This is a genomic window from Paenibacillus sp. 598K, assembly GCF_003851045.1.
Taxonomy (GTDB): domain Bacteria; phylum Bacillota; class Bacilli; order Paenibacillales; family Paenibacillaceae; genus Paenibacillus_D.
Map to the genome: position 1 here is coordinate 1 of NZ_BFBX01000005.1, position 14,079 is coordinate 14,079.

Below are 14,079 nucleotides of genomic sequence, written 5' to 3' on the forward strand. Positions count from 1 at the left end.
TCACTTTGCTCCAGAAGGAGTAATTACCCAAGAATCCCCCACCTCAACCGGTTACGGCAGGTGGCGGGAGTGTTCAAGGCGTTGTTGGCTGTTTTTGCTTACTTCCCAGGACTGGGACGGCGGCAGTATGGAAAACGTGCGGTGGCTCGGCAATTGGTACGGCTATGAGCATCCGAGCGGCACGACGACGATCCAGTTGAACGCCAAGGGGGACATCCTCGAGCTGATCGATGACAGGGCATGCGATACTACACCAATGGCTTCGAAGGCTTTAACTATGAGAAGACGCCGGACGGCAAGTTCAAGCTGACCGAGGTTGGGCAGACGGCCTTCCAGAACAATACGCCGGTGCCGGACGAATACGGGGGCGGCGGCTACCAGGACGGGCAGAGCAAGATCAACAGCATGATCATGAGCGACTTCGTCTATGATCCGGATACAGGAGAGTTCTACAACAACAACTACTGGAGCTCGACCATCGAGGCCAACAAGACGGCGCTGACGACGGCGTGGCAGGAAGCCTACGGGGCGACCAATCCAACGGACTACTATATCAAAAACAACATGATCGACATCGTCCCGAATATCAACACAAGCCTTGGCAGCGACTCGTCCGATGTTAAAAACAAACGCAGCCAGGTGTCCGATTATGTGAAGAACACGTCCTGGAAAATGATTTTCGCCAAAAACGAGGCGGAATACAAGCAGCTCTGGGATAAAATGAAAACCGATGTCGTCGGACTCGGCTGGAACGAGGTCGTCGCTGCCGACAAGGCCAAGGCGGAAAAAATCGTCAAGCTGCGGACGGAAGCGATGGCTAATCAATAACGGCGGCAGTATTTCAAGAACCGTCTGACGCCATCCTCGTAAGCGGCCTTTGCAGCTGGAAGCTTCGCGGCGTACTGCCTGTCACTTTTTTGAATTGCCGGCAGAAGTGCTCGACATGCTGATAGCCGCACTGGAAGGCGATCTCGGCGATGCTCTGGGAGCCGTGCAACAGATACTCCTTGGCGAGCCGGATGCGGCAGTTGATGACATCCTCCATGCACGAGATGCCGAACGTTTTTTTGTAGAGGATTTGCAGATAGCCCGGGCTCAGCCGGAGGACATCGGCCATTTTTGGCACGCTCCACGGCTCGCCCGGGTTGTTCTGGATTGCGATGCGCAGCTTCAGCAGGTTGTAGTATTGGGCAGAGAAGCCCTCGTAGAAGTAGGCTTCGAGCAGCTTGTTGAACAGAGTGCGGAGCAGACAGTTGATGGAGGAGTCGCGGTAATCCCGATTGAAGTTATGCTCGACGACCAGCAGCTCGAACAACTTGTGACAGTAGTCCGGGTCATCGAGGGCAAAGGGCGTGCCGAAGGGCAAGGATGTTTTGGTCACGTAAGCGTCATCGGAGTCAAAGCGAATCCAGTTGTTGACGAAGCTGTCGGCACAGGCGCGATAATAGATTTTCTGATAGGCCGGATACAGGACGGCGCTGTGGGCGGGGTACTGCTTGAGGGTACCATCGACCGAAAATAGCGCTGGGGTTTTCGTCATGACGAGCAGCCAGCAGCGATGACCTTGAGGCATATCAAAAACAAAATTACTCGCATGCGTGGCATCGCATTCAACGTAGTAAATCTGATTCATTCCACCTCAATCTCCTCTCGCTCTATCATCTCCTCTATCATACCCAAATACTAGGCGATCGTACAGAATGAGTAAATAGGTTTGCCAAGCGTGGACAGCCCGGCGGGCTTTGCGCTACTATGGAGGAAGAGAATGGAGGCTTCCATTCATCACGAGATACCCAGGAGGTAGTTAATTCATGAGTTCAGACCAAGATGCGATTGCTCAAGTCCGCCCGACGTCGTATGACATCGACCCGATACATATTCAGCGCTGGTCGCCGCGCGCTTTTTTGGAGCAGGAGGTTCCGGAGGACAAGCTGCTCAGCGTGCTGGAGGCCGCTCGGTTTGCGCCTTCCGCTTTTAATTTCCAGCCTTGGCGGTTTATCGTCGCCCGTACGCCGGAGGACCGGGAGACGTTCCGCTCGTTCCTGGTCGAGTTCAACCAGGTCTGGTGCGAGAAGGTGCCGGTCCTTATCCTGATCGTCTCGCAGAGTACCTCGGAGAAGGGCGCCAATCTGACCCACGCCTTCGACGCGGGAGCGGCTTGGGGCGCGCTTGCTTACGAGGCCGTTCGTCAGGGCCTGGTCACGCATGCGATGACCGGATTCGACTTCGATAAGGCGCGCCAACTGCTCAACGTACCGGAGGAGTTCACGATCCAGGCGGCAGTCGCTCTGGGCTATCAAGGCGACAAGTCATCCTTGCCGCAAGCGATGGCCGATCGCGAAGGCCCGTCCCCTCGCCGTCCGCTCGACCAGTCCGTATTCGAGGGCAGCTTCGGCGCAGCGCTTCGCTAGTTGGACAGCGGCTTTGCCGATGTAACTGCAAGGTTACTATGTTCCTGGCATTTGCGTAATTGCGATTGACGACTCGTCCGATAGGATACGCTAAGGGAGCCACTATGATCGCCAATACGAGAAGTTCAAGCGGATCTATCCTGCCATGGCCCCATTGTTCGCCGAATAAATCGGGGCGCAACGCGGGACGCTATGCAGTACCGTCGTATTTGCCAAAGAGAAGAGCGAGACAACGGCGCGATATGCGCGTCGTCTCGCTCTTTGCCTTTTCAGATACCGAAGACATTACGGCTTACTATGTAATTGACTGCGGCTAAATAACCATGCTATGATCATTATAGACTGACGGTCGGTCAATGGATAAACAGACAAACAAAGAGGCGTCTACTTACGAGGGGGAACCTAATGTACCGCAGAATTATCCGCCGCGACATCGCGCGGAACAAGCTGATCACGCTAACTATGACGCTTTTCGTCGCGGCGGCTGCGCTGTTGGTGGCGCTGGCTGCGCTGCTCATCGTCCATCTGGCGGGCTCCATCGATACGCTGATGACGCAAGCCCGTACGCCGCATATGACGCAGATGCATGCCGGCGAGCTGGACGCGGCGAGACTCGCCTCGTTTGCCGAGCAGAGCGAGCATGTCGAGCAATACCAAGCGGTCGAATTCGTCAACATCGATGGCGCGCGCATCCGCATCGGCGAGCAGACGCTGGCTGGCTCGGTGCAGGACAACGGCTTTGTCAAGCAAAATGAAAGCTTCGACTATCTGCTCGACCTCGATGGTCAGGTGATTCAGCCTCGCGACGGCGAGGTCTATATCCCGATCGGCTACTGGAGAGACGGCACGGCCAAGCTGGGCGACACCGTGACCGTGGAGGACAAGACCTTCACCGTATCCGGCTTCCTGCGCGATTCGCAGATGAACTCGCCGCTCGCCTCCTCCAAGCGACTATTGGTCAGCGACCAGGCGTTTTCCGAGCTGCGCCCGCTGGGCAGCATCGAATATTTGATCGAGTTCCGCTTGCGGGACCTGTCTACCTTAACGGCGTTCCAGACCGAATACACAGATGCGGGACTGGAGGCCAACGGCCCGGCGCTCACCTATCCGCTCTTCCGGATGCTCAATGCGATCTCCGACGGCATGATGATCGGCGTGCTGTTGCTCGTCAGCCTGCTCGTCGTCGTCATCGCCTTGCTCTGCATCCGCTTCACGCTGCTGGCGAAACTCGAGGACGACTACAGGGAGATCGGCGCGATGAAGGCGCTCGGCATGCGCGTAGCCGATATCAAGAAGCTCTATCTGGCCAAGTATGCGGCGATCGCTGCCGCAGGCAGCGCGCTCGGCTTCGCCGCCGCTTGCGCGCTCCGGGGCGCGCTGCTGGACAATATCCGGCTCTACATGGGCGAGAGCGGGAACGGTACGCTTGCCTTGCTGATCGGCGCTCTGGGCGCGCTCCTGGTGCTGCTGGCGATCCTTGGCTATGTAAGCGGCGTGCTGCGCTATATCCGGCGCATCCCGGCGGCGGAGGCGCTCCGCTACGGGGTGTCGCAGTCGGACAAGGTCGGAGCCCGGCGCCTGCGGCTCAGCCGCAACCGGCTGCTGCCGGTGAACCTGTTCCTCGGCATCCAGGATGTGCTCTCGCGCAAGAGGCTGTATGCGACGATGCTGACGGTGCTCATCCTCGCCTCCTTTATCATGATCGTCCCGCATAACCTGCATCATACGATTTCGCAACGCAGCTTCAGCGGCTATATGGGGATCGGCGCTTACGATCTGCGTCTCGATCTTCAGCAAAGCTCCGACATCGCCGAGCGGGCGAGAGCGATCGCCGACAAGATGGCCGCCGACCCCGATATCTTGCGCTATACGGTGCTGACAACCAAGAGCTTCCAGGTGAAGACGGCAGAGGGTACGACCCAGACGATGCGGATCGAGCTCGGCGATCAAGGGGCGTTCCCCGTGCAATACAGCAAGGGGGACTCGCCTCAGACGCCGGACAAGATCGCGTTGTCGGCGCTTCAGGCTGAGGAGCTGAAGGTGACGGTCGGCGACCCGCTGGTGCTGGCAAGCGACGCGGGAGATGTCCGCCTGGAGGTTAGCGGCATCTACTCGGACATCACCCATGGCGGCAAGACGGCCAAGGCGTCGTTCGCTGACGACTCGGGGGACATCGTATGGGCGGTCGTCTATGCCGAGCTGACGGCTTCGGCCGATGCGGCCGCCAAGGCCGCAGCCTACAGCGACAGCTTCGGCTATGCCAAGGTGTCCGATATCGAGGCGTTCATCGACCAGACCTTCGGCTCTACGATCCGCGCGGTTGGTCAGGCGTCGCAGGGCGCGATTGCGGTCGCACTGTTAATCGCGCTGCTCGTGACATTGCTGTTCATCAAGCTGCTGCTGGCCAAGGACCGTTATGCGATTGCCGTCATGCAGGCGTTTGGCTTTACCGGCCGCGACATCAAGCTGCAATACATTACCCGGTCCTTATTCGTCCTGCTGCTTGGCCTGTTTGTCGGCACGCTGCTGGCCAACACGCTCGGCGAGCGGCTGGCTGGCGCGGTGATCGCTTCGTTCGGTGCGTCGTCCTTCGAGTTCGCGATCGATCCGCTATCCGCCTATGTGATCTATCCGGCCCTGATGGGCTGCGCAGTCGGGCTGGCGACGCTCATCGGCACCTCGGGCGCGGGCCGCATCATACTATCTGAACATATAAAGGAGTAGCCTATGAACAAGATTATAGTGGGAGATCAGATCGTCAAGCGCTACGGCACTGGCGGAGAGTCACGTCAGGTGCTCGACCGCGTCTCGGTCGAGATCGGCAAGGGAGAGTTCGTGGCGGTGATGGGGCCGTCCGGTTCGGGCAAGTCGACGCTGATGTTTTGTCTGAGCGGGATGGATGCGATCGACGAAGGCGTGGTGCTGTATAACGGCAAGCCGTTGTCGCAGATGGGGGAGGTCGAGCTGGCCGACCTGCGCAGGAGACGGATGGGCTTCGTCTTCCAGCAGCCGACCCTGCTGCGCAATCTCAATGTGCTCGACAACATCCTGCTGCCGTCGCTGCGCGACAACCGCAAGCGTGTCGCCGAGCTCACGGACAAGGCCCGCTCACTGATGAAGCGAGTGGGCATCGCCGGTCTGGAGTCGCGCGAGATTACGCAGGTGTCGGGCGGCCAGCTGCAGCGGGTAGGCATCTGCCGGGCTTTGATGGGAGACCCCGACATCATCTTCGGCGACGAGCCGACCGGCGCGCTCAACTCGGCCTCCGCTCAGGAGATGATGGAGCTGTTCACCGCGATCCATGCGGAGGGTACAGCGATCATGCTCGTCACCCATGATGCGCAGGTAGCGGCGCGGGCGGAGCGCGTCCTGTTCATGCGCGACGGCGCGATCGTCAGCGAGCTGCTGCTCTCGCGATACCGGCAGGAGGAGGCCGCAGCCCGTGTCAGCCGCATCACGGAGCGGATGACCTCGCTTGGGGTGTAGTTGCTGGCATTAAGAGGTGCGCTCCTCTGTAGCGTCCGGACTCGCTTCTTCGGCATAGCGAGCCAGCGCCTTGGCCGAGGACTCCCGCATCCGGTGGATCAGATAGTCGCCCTCGATGACGCGTACCCGCCTGCCGAGGAAACGGAGCTTGGAGAGCAGATACTCGATCTCGTCGCCGAGCAGCGAGACGCGCACGTGGTAGATGTCTCCAGCGCTGTCGTAGTCGACCGTCTTCTCGAAGCTGGAGAAGGCGTACAGGATCCGCGAGAGCTCGGCGTTGTACATCGGTACGATCTCGATGAGCGCCTCGGTGCGGCGGGCGGCGATCGCCTCGACGATCCGCGCTTGGGCGCGCTCGGCGGTACGCGGGTCTAGCGGCTCTGCGGCGAAGGAGCGGATCTTCTGCAGCCGCGTGCTCATGAGCGACGGTTGGCGCAGACGATACCAGAGCAGGTACCACTCGCGCTTCACCATCGAGTATTCCAGCTTGTAGGGCAGTCCGGGGTGATCGGTATACTCGCGGTCGTCCCGGACCGCATAGGTGAGGCGCACCCCTTGGCGCTCGGCGATCAGACGCCGCAGCGGTCGCAGATGCGGATGGTACACCTGCCGCTCGCGGGAGCGCGCCTTCTCGATGAGATGGCGGGAGACATCGAGCTCTTCCTCAGGGGCGAGCACCGCGCGCAGCTTGGCCAGCGTATCGGGCGCGAACGCTTCGGTAGCAGCCGGATGCGCCAGCATCGTCTTCAGCCAGGCCCGCTCATGCGAGGTGACGGTGAAGGTGCCGGCGTCCTCCAGACGCGTCATGATCTGGTGGTTGAATATTTTTTCAAACAGATTCATAGGTCGATTGTATCTCCTTCCATTCCGCGATCATCTCTCTCCGCAGCTGCAGCGGCTCCAACACCTCGCAGCTCGAGCCGAAGCTCCGCAGCCACGGCCTGATCTCCGTCGTGCCATTGACAGTAATCTCGTAGACGAACGCCTCTTCATCCTCCTCGACGATCTGCCCCCACTGTCCCTGCAGCAGCACCCGCTCCTTGACGAAGTTCCGCTCCAGGCCCGGATGGTAGAAGCGGGCGCGCACGGTGACCGGCTTGCCGGTGTCGATGAGCCAGCTATACCGCATCTTCTCCGCCAGCTCCGCTTGCTTGTCCTCGTACGATGCCGCGTCCACGGCATCCTCCAGCTCGATCTGAGTCAGTCCCTCCAGCCTGTACTTGCGTATGCCCTCTCGGCCATGCGAGAGCAGGTACCAGCGTCCGTACTGATGGTCGTACACCAGCTTGAGCGGCAGCGCCCGCTGCTGCTTGCCCTCCGTCTCCCGCTCGAACAGCGGATTCGTGTTGCGCGAGGCGTAGCTGCGCTCGGACTTCGGCGAGAAGTACAGGAAGCGCACCCGAAGCCGCCGCTCTATCGCGTGCAGCAGCGTGAACAGATGCGCCTCGTCGAGCACCCGCGAGTGGTAGTGATACTTGTACAGGAATGGCTCCAGCTCATGCGTCTGCGCTTGCCCGCGCAGCAGATGCTTTTTGAGACTGTCGCGCAGCAGGTAGCCCTGGACCGAGGGGAGCTGCGTATTGGCCATCACATCGATATAGTCGTACAGGTCGAGCAGCTCCTCGGGCGACAGCGACTGGATCAGATCGTCGTTGACCCGATAGCGATAAGGGCGCGCCCCGCTCTCCCGGCGGATGACGCCGACGCTCTCCAGATACTTCAGGTCGCTGCGGATCGTCTTCTCGTCCGGCATCGGCATCTCCTCGGTCGTCGCATTCTCGCCTTCGGGCGGGCTGCAGCAGATGTCCAGCAGCTCCATCACCGTCAAGGCTTGCCCGTCCATCGCCGACAGCAGCAGCGAGAGCCGGTAGCTCTCGGACGCCTTGACCGACTTGGCGCGGAACAGGAACAGCAGCAGCGGGTCGGCCGAATCGTAGTAGTTGTAGCGGATCGCCTCCGACCATTCCCGGCTCTGCTCTTGCGTCAGATGCTGATGCATCGAGCCCAGCACCTCCTTGAGCCGACGGATCGTCTTGTCGAACGTATGGACGGAGATGCCGAGCCGCTCGGCGAACTGCGTCCGCGTGAACGCCCCGCTCGTCAGCGCCAGCATCCGCAGGATCTGGATTTCCTTGTCGAAGCTTTCCTTGGCCACGCGTCATCCTCCTTCAGGGGGCGATATGTACACAGTCTTTTTTTCATTGTAACAGGAGTCGTCATACTTCTGCCATGTTCGGATCGGTCGAGATGCGCGATGATAGATGCTGTAAGGCGCCGGTGCGGCGCTTTGCCATCATTACAAGCGCTTATGCGGCGGTCGTAACGAGGCGAGGATGTCAGACATCCTGCAGTGCCGGGCCTGGTAGGCTGCGGTATCCTGTACGGCTGGACCGGTAAGTGCAGGCGGGGTTCGATTCCCCAATCGCTTAGGGAGCGATCTATGGTATAGAGCTACTCGACTGCAAATCGAGCGATGCAACAACTCACAAGGGACCTGAGGATGGAATCCCGGGCGGCAAGGGCGTGCAGGCACGTCCTAGTACAAGCGCGCTGCCGACCGGCTATGCAATCTGCGGATACCGACGGGCGGGAAGCGGGAGCAAGACAGGAGAGAGACGAGGCGGGGGGATGGTCGAAGTCGGGCCGCGCCTCGCTCGGACCTCCTCTGCGAAGCTCTGGCGGACGCTCGTCTCAAGCGAGATTCCGCCGCTCCGGCAGGGGGATTCCGATCCGATGGCACGTATGAACAGGGGGAGTATGACATGTACAACAAGATCATCATCCAAGCCGACCAACGCGGTCTGCTGATGCATAAAGGAAGCTATGAGAAAAAGCTGATGCCAGGCACCTATCGCTATGCGCCTTGGTCGGAGCGGACCGTAGTCGTCATGAATACGTCGAAGCCATTCGTCGTCGAGGGCAAGGAGGTCCAGGTATTCCTGCAAGACAAGGCGCTGGCCAGCGAGCTCGACGTCGTCCGCGTCGCCGACCATGAGTATGTCCTGCACTACGAGGACGGCCAGTTCGCAGGGCTGCTGAAGCCTGGCGTTCATGCCTTCTGGAATGTGCTGAAGAAGCATACGTTCGTCCATGCCGATACGCGAAACCCCGAGCTGCCTGCCGAGGTGAGCCGGGCGGTCGTCGCCAAGCTGGGCGTCTACGTGCAGTCGCACGAGGTCGGCAGCGGCGAGGTCGGGTTCCTGTACTACGATCATGTGCTGCAGCGCCAGCTGTCGCCAGGCAAGTACAGCTACTGGAAGGGACCGGTGACGGTCGCGGTCCGCACGGTCGAGCTGCGCCAGCAGCAGATGGAGCTGATCGGGCAGGAGATCATGACTGAGGACAAGGTGACGCTGCGGCTTAACTTCGTCTGCCAGTACCGGATCGCAGAGCCGGAGCGCATCCTGGAGATGAAGTCGCATGAGGAGCAGATCCACATCCTGCTGCAGCTCGCGCTGCGCGAGTATGTCGGCACGCTGCGGCTCGACGACTTGCTGAAGCGCAAGGAGGAGGCGGCATCGTTCGTCCTCTCCCGACTGCGGGAGCGGGAGGCGGAGCTGGGCATCCAGTTCCTGAATGCTGGCGTGAAGGACATCATCCTGCCCGGCGAGATGAAGGCGATCCTCAACACGGTGTTGATGGCGGAGAAAAAGGCGCAGGCCAACCTCATCACGCGCCGCGAGGAGACGGCCTCGACCCGGAGCCTGCTCAACACGGCCAAGCTGATGGACGAGAACCGCACGCTGTACCGGCTCAAGGAGCTGGAGTTCCTCGAAAAAATCTCCGAGAACATCGGCTCACTCTCGGTATCCGGCGGCGGCGATCTGCTCGAGCGGCTGACCGGGCTGCTTGGCGAGAGCCGGGGAGCGGAGCGATAGCCATTGAAGCGTCTGTGGGAGGACGAGAAGACGAAGATGCAGAAGGTGCGGAGGGCTGGACATAAAGGGCCCGAAGGGGGCGGGCTTCCCAGGTGAAACCGCTGGGCAACTGACCGCCTCTTCGGAGCAGCGTCGGATGAGCGAAATAGAGGAACAAAGGCGCACTGGAGGGGGATAGGTATGAAGAAGAGTGAACAAGAGGAGCGGGAAGCGAGCGTAATCCAGGTAGATCGGCATGCGGACATCGTTGCGGCGCTGGAGCGTATCGAGCGCGAGGAACGAGTCCGCATTCTGTACGCCTGCGAGTCGGGCAGTCGCGCCTGGGGCTTCCCGTCGAAGGACAGCGACTACGACGTCCGTTTTCTCTATGTACGGCGCCCCGACGACTATCTGTCGATTTTCGAGCGGCGCGATGTGATCGAGCAGCCGATCAGCGAGCTGCTGGACATCAACGGCTGGGACCTGCGCAAGGCGCTGCTGCTGTTCCGCAAGTCGAACCCGCCCTTGCTCGAATGGCTGCAATCGCCGATTATCTATCGTGAGAACGGGGCGGTTGCCGATCAGATTCGAGCGCTGGCTGCGGGCGCCTTCTCCGCTCGCGCCTGCACGTACCACTACCTGCACATGGCTCGGGGCAACTACCGCGAGTATTTGCAGTGCGAGCGCGTCAAGATCAAAAAATACTTCTACGTCCTGCGCCCGATCCTGGCCTGCGAATGGATCGATCGCTACCGGACAATGCCGCCGCTCGCCTTCGAAGCGCTGGTCGAGGCGATGGTACCGCAAGGCAGCGAACTGAGACGCACGATAGACGAGCTGCTGGCGCGCAAGAAGGCCGGAGACGAGCTGGACATTGAGCCGCGGATCGCAGTGTTGAATGACTATCTCGATGAGCAGTTGGCCCTGTATGATCAGCGGGCGGCGGAGCTGCCGACCTCAGGCGAGGGAGTGGACGAACGGCTGGATGCCTTGTTCCGATCGGCGCTGCGAGAAGCTTGGGAGAGCTAGAGGTGACTTGGCAGACCGTGCTGATACATTGTAAGACTATTCGTATGCTGGCGCAGTACTGCGATCGTCTGTGGGTGGGGCTGTGCGTAGATGGTCGGATAGTCGAATTCGCCGTACGCCTCCCTGATCGGAAATGCGAGACGTTCCTCGGTTAACGAGAATTCGGCACAGATGCCGGGCTTGTTGCCGCGCGCGTCCAGACGTATCCATTTGTTTAGGGAAGCGATATAGACAGCATTCAGGGCATGGATGCAGTAGCCGGTGTCCGGCTCATCTCCAAGCGTCAGCCGCTGATAGCAGAACCCGGCGGGGATCGCAGCTCTCCTCAGGATGGCGCAGAGCAGGTTGGACTTGGCATAGCAGATGCCTTCTCCGAACTCCAGCACCTCCGAAGCCGCGCATGTTACCCGAGTGCTCTGGATATCCCAGGCATGAGAGATGTTATCGCGGACCCATTCATAGGCGTGACGGATATATTCCTCCTGGCTCCGGGAGGCGGTCGTCAGCCTTTCGACCAGCTCGCCGATCCGAGGGTCGCTGTAGTCGACCTCCGTCGTTTCTTCCAGATAGTCCTGCAGATTGTCAGACTCGCAGATGAGTTGCATAGGTGAGGCTCCTTTCGTGGATTGAGATTGAATTAATATACTATAAAACGAATTTTTATTCAATTCTAGATCGGCGACTCCATCTCCAACCTGTAATACCGCCCGGCGCGCCACTGTAACTCTAGTTTGTAGAGTTATTCGGTCCACGGCCCGCCTGGCGCGCCACTGTAACTCTAGTTTGTAGAGTTAATCGGTCCACGGCCCGCCCGACGCGCCGCTGCAACTCTAGTTTGTAGAGTTATTCGGCCCACGGCCCGCTCGCTCGCACCAATAGCGCGCTCGATCGATGGGTGGCGATCGAAAAAGAACCGCAACGCCAATTGGCGTTGCGGTCCTGACTTGAAATATAAGTTCCTACCGTTTCGCGATAATACCGAAACGGTCTGCGGTAGTGCGGATGCCGCGGTTGGTGCGATGCGTCTCGATGTAGCGCTCGAGTATCCGCAGGTCGTCCGTTTCGCGGCCGAAGTCTGGGATGATCGGTGTATGCGTCAGCAGGAAGATCAGATCGTCGACGGTCTCATAATACTCCGTGACCGTGTAGTCGAACGCACGGATATCCCGGAAGCCCGCTGCCTCCAGCTCGGCGCAGCATCGCGCCTGGAGGGCGCCGGGCTGCTCGCCCCAGCTCTGGCCGCGTCCGAACGCTTCCTTGAGCTGGTGCTTGTCGCCTTCGCCGACCTGCTGCGTCACGAAGACGCCGTCGGCTGTCAGCACGCGGGCGATCTCCTCCGCATGCCACTCGGAATGGCGGGAGGAGACGAGGTCGAACAGGCCGTCCGGGAAGACGAGCCGCTCCGCCTCCATCTGCAGGAAGCGCGCGTGCGCGTGACCAGCGCGGGCGGCGTTGCGCTTCGCCGTCTCGATCATCTCGGACGAGCGGTCGATGCCGATGAGCAGACGCACCGTCCCGGCGATCGAGAGCGCTGCCTCGCCGCCGCCGGTGCCGATGTCCAGCAGTAGTGATGCAGGCGTAGCGTGCGCGGCCACTTCGTGGTACATCTCCCAGGGCGCGCCTTCGGTTACGCACTTCACTCGGCTGAAGTCCCAGCCGTTCGTGCGGCCGATCGCATTATAGAAGGTTTTGTAGTCAAAGTTGTTCATAGGATATCACCTTTCCCGTGTTAGAGGTAGCAGACTAGACTGTGCTGTCGCAAATAGCTTACAATTCGTATAAGGGAAAAAGAGCAGACGTTCCCCTTGGTGGCGGGCACGCTTTTTTTTGGAGCTTCAAGCGTAAGCCCAGCCCGAACTAGCTACTTCGAACAAAACGGTGTAACACACCTGTCACCTCGGCGGAAAGATTAGCATCAGTATAGTCCAAACCATCGCGGAGTGACAAGATCACAAGGGAAAGGCGGGCGTATCGTGGATGTCGTAAGCCAGTTGAGGATATTGAAGCAAATCTATAGCGAGAGCACAACATGGGATGAGGAGATGGGGGTGTCGGTGCATCGAATACCGTCAACCGTCACAGCACAGGAGCTGCAGGCGCTGGAGCAGGCGGGGCATGCGCCGAACAACTGGGTCTATCCTGCGCATGACGAGACGTTGGCCGAGCTGAAGCGGCTCGTCGAGCGGTGGACGCTCGCCGAGGCTGCGGATGCCTTCGTCGCCTCACTCTGGTCGGCGCCGATGATCTGGCGCGCGCTGCTGCCGGGCAAGCTGCTGGCGGAGGCGATGCCTGAGCATGCGTACGAGCCGTATCCAAGCTCAGCCACCTGCCAAATCTGCGGCTTGGCGGACGGGGGTGGCGTCGACGCCAGTCTTCAGTGGTACTTCCGCATGATCGAGTCGACGCCGCTCGACGGCAACCCGCACGGGTACGTGCTGGCGCTGCGCGAGCTGGCGGCTGCCGGTCAGGTGCCGCAGCCGACAGCGTCGGACCGCTATGCGCTGCGTCGCCTGCTGACGATACTGAGAGAGCTGCCGCCCAAGACGCGTTATAGCAAGATCGATCCGCTCCTCAAGAAGGAAGCGCTGCTGCCCGTACGCGACAAATATCCCTATCGCGGCCTGCTCGAGACGCTTGGTCTGATCGGCGTCCTCGACACGGAGGCGTACCCGGGACTGGCGACGACCTTCCTGCCGTACCGCAAGCGGGACGAACGTCCCAATACGAGGGTGGAAATCCAGGCCCCGCTCGCATGGTGGGACTCCTCGGTCGGCATCAATGAGCGTACGCTGGCACAGTTGTTCGGGGCCTACGACTTGACCGAGGTCTCGGCGTCGGACAAGCCCGAGCCCGTCCCCGCGCTGGCAGAGACGGTGACCGGAGCGCTGGCCAGCAGGAAGGCGCCGCGCGCCGCTACGCCCAAGGCATCCCCGGACGCAGGCAAGGGGCCGGTGGAGGCGGGGGATGTGTATGCGGTGCGCATCCGCGAGGGCGCATGGGTGACCGTCTACTGCCATGAAGTCAAGGACAATCGGGCCCGCGTCGAATACATGGACGGCATCTATGCAGATATGCCGTCCAAGGCAGAGCTGAGCCAGACATTCCGTCCGCGACGAGACGGCAGATGGCAGTGCCGCTCGGCGTCGATCGACTCGACGAGTTGGGTCCGGCGTATCGCTCGAGGGATCGCTTGTCCGCAGTCAGAGCTGCCGGAGCCGGATCGCTTCCCCTTCCATGGCGCCAAGGATTTGGCGCATATGGCCAACTGGTGCTTTCCCGAGTTGAAATCCTGAGGC

12 protein-coding genes are annotated in these 14,079 nt (G+C 60.5%); 7 read left to right on the plus strand and 5 right to left on the minus strand.

Going from position 1 to position 14,079, the window contains the following annotated elements; translation table 11 throughout:
* The first annotated feature begins 240 nt into the window (after nucleotides 1–240).
* Complete coding sequence (locus PA598K_RS02300) at nucleotides 241–828, plus strand: hypothetical protein (protein WP_128655300.1); 588 nt, start codon at nucleotides 241–243, stop codon at nucleotides 826–828.
* 13 nt (nucleotides 829–841) lie between these two features.
* Here the strand turns inward: PA598K_RS02300 and PA598K_RS02305 are convergent, their stop codons facing one another.
* Nucleotides 842–1,633: a helix-turn-helix transcriptional regulator gene (locus PA598K_RS02305; RefSeq protein ID WP_128655301.1), complete on the minus strand. Its 792-nt coding sequence runs from the start codon at nucleotides 1,631–1,633 to the stop codon at nucleotides 842–844.
* 178 nt (nucleotides 1,634–1,811) lie between these two features.
* On the opposite strand from PA598K_RS02305, the gene PA598K_RS02310 reads away from it, so the two are divergent.
* The 3 genes from PA598K_RS02310 (at nucleotide 1,812) to PA598K_RS02320 (ending at nucleotide 5,897) form a co-directional block, all read left to right on the plus strand.
* The gene (locus PA598K_RS02310) at nucleotides 1,812–2,411 is read left to right on the plus strand and encodes a nitroreductase family protein (RefSeq protein WP_128655302.1); all 600 of its coding nucleotides are present in this window, start codon (nucleotides 1,812–1,814) and stop codon (nucleotides 2,409–2,411) included.
* 405 nt (nucleotides 2,412–2,816) lie between these two features.
* The gene (locus PA598K_RS02315; protein WP_128655303.1) at nucleotides 2,817–5,135 is read left to right on the plus strand and encodes an FtsX-like permease family protein; all 2,319 of its coding nucleotides are present in this window, start codon (nucleotides 2,817–2,819) and stop codon (nucleotides 5,133–5,135) included.
* A gap of 3 nt (nucleotides 5,136–5,138) precedes the next feature.
* Nucleotides 5,139–5,897, plus strand: a complete 759-nt coding sequence (locus tag PA598K_RS02320; RefSeq protein ID WP_128655304.1) for an ABC transporter ATP-binding protein — start codon at nucleotides 5,139–5,141, stop codon at nucleotides 5,895–5,897.
* A gap of 9 nt (nucleotides 5,898–5,906) precedes the next feature.
* On the opposite strand, the gene PA598K_RS02325 is transcribed toward PA598K_RS02320, so the two are convergent.
* Both PA598K_RS02325 and PA598K_RS02330 read right to left on the minus strand, forming a co-directional pair.
* Complete coding sequence (locus PA598K_RS02325; RefSeq protein ID WP_128655305.1) at nucleotides 5,907–6,740, minus strand: WYL domain-containing protein; 834 nt, start codon at nucleotides 6,738–6,740, stop codon at nucleotides 5,907–5,909.
* Nucleotides 6,727–8,052 (minus strand): helix-turn-helix transcriptional regulator, encoded by a 1,326-nt coding sequence (locus PA598K_RS02330; protein WP_128655306.1) that lies wholly within the window; start codon nucleotides 8,050–8,052, stop codon nucleotides 6,727–6,729. The genes PA598K_RS02325 and PA598K_RS02330 overlap by 14 nt, the downstream gene beginning before the upstream one ends.
* A 607-nt stretch (nucleotides 8,053–8,659) precedes the next feature.
* Between PA598K_RS02330 and PA598K_RS02335 the strand changes: the two genes are divergently transcribed.
* Together PA598K_RS02335 and PA598K_RS02340 are read left to right on the plus strand one after the other, a co-directional pair.
* Nucleotides 8,660–9,775 carry a slipin family protein gene (locus PA598K_RS02335; protein ID WP_128655307.1) on the plus strand — a complete coding sequence of 372 codons (1,116 nt, stop codon included), beginning with the start codon at nucleotides 8,660–8,662 and terminating at the stop codon, nucleotides 9,773–9,775.
* A 180-nt stretch (nucleotides 9,776–9,955) separates the two neighbouring features.
* On the plus strand, nucleotides 9,956–10,783 hold the full coding sequence (locus PA598K_RS02340; protein ID WP_128655308.1) for a nucleotidyltransferase domain-containing protein: 828 nt from the start codon (nucleotides 9,956–9,958) through the stop codon (nucleotides 10,781–10,783).
* On the opposite strand, the gene PA598K_RS02345 is transcribed toward PA598K_RS02340, so the two are convergent.
* Both PA598K_RS02345 and PA598K_RS02350 read right to left on the minus strand, forming a co-directional pair.
* The gene (locus tag PA598K_RS02345; RefSeq protein WP_128655309.1) at nucleotides 10,780–11,388 is read right to left on the minus strand and encodes a transglutaminase-like domain-containing protein; all 609 of its coding nucleotides are present in this window, start codon (nucleotides 11,386–11,388) and stop codon (nucleotides 10,780–10,782) included. The two genes, PA598K_RS02340 and PA598K_RS02345, sit on opposite strands and share 4 nt — an antisense overlap.
* Before the next feature lie 354 nt (nucleotides 11,389–11,742).
* Entirely contained in the window at nucleotides 11,743–12,492 is a 750-nt protein-coding gene (locus PA598K_RS02350) for a class I SAM-dependent methyltransferase (RefSeq protein ID WP_128655310.1), read from the minus strand.
* Nucleotides 12,493–12,756: 264 nt separating this feature from the next.
* Here PA598K_RS02350 and PA598K_RS02355 point away from each other — a divergent pair, with 264 nt between their 5' ends.
* The gene (locus tag PA598K_RS02355; RefSeq protein WP_128655311.1) at nucleotides 12,757–14,076 is read left to right on the plus strand and encodes a hypothetical protein; all 1,320 of its coding nucleotides are present in this window, start codon (nucleotides 12,757–12,759) and stop codon (nucleotides 14,074–14,076) included.
* The last annotated feature ends 3 nt before the right edge of the window (nucleotides 14,077–14,079 follow it).

What these genes read in the sequence shown, in the direction of transcription:
- PA598K_RS02340 (WP_128655308.1), top strand. Translation starts at nt 9,956, where the DNA reads ATGAAGAAGAGTGAACAAGAGGAGCGGGAAGCGAGCGTAATCCAGGTA.
- PA598K_RS02325 (WP_128655305.1), bottom strand. Translation starts at nt 6,740, where the DNA reads ATGAATCTGTTTGAAAAAATATTCAACCACCAGATCATGACGCGTCTG.
- PA598K_RS02300 (WP_128655300.1), top strand. Translation starts at nt 241, where the DNA reads ATGCGATACTACACCAATGGCTTCGAAGGCTTTAACTATGAGAAGACG.
- PA598K_RS02345 (WP_128655309.1), bottom strand. Translation starts at nt 11,388, where the DNA reads ATGCAACTCATCTGCGAGTCTGACAATCTGCAGGACTATCTGGAAGAA.
- PA598K_RS02350 (WP_128655310.1), bottom strand. Translation starts at nt 12,492, where the DNA reads ATGAACAACTTTGACTACAAAACCTTCTATAATGCGATCGGCCGCACG.
- PA598K_RS02315 (WP_128655303.1), top strand. Translation starts at nt 2,817, where the DNA reads ATGTACCGCAGAATTATCCGCCGCGACATCGCGCGGAACAAGCTGATC.
- PA598K_RS02335 (WP_128655307.1), top strand. Translation starts at nt 8,660, where the DNA reads ATGTACAACAAGATCATCATCCAAGCCGACCAACGCGGTCTGCTGATG.
- PA598K_RS02310 (WP_128655302.1), top strand. Translation starts at nt 1,812, where the DNA reads ATGAGTTCAGACCAAGATGCGATTGCTCAAGTCCGCCCGACGTCGTAT.
- PA598K_RS02320 (WP_128655304.1), top strand. Translation starts at nt 5,139, where the DNA reads ATGAACAAGATTATAGTGGGAGATCAGATCGTCAAGCGCTACGGCACT.
- PA598K_RS02305 (WP_128655301.1), bottom strand. Translation starts at nt 1,633, where the DNA reads ATGAATCAGATTTACTACGTTGAATGCGATGCCACGCATGCGAGTAAT.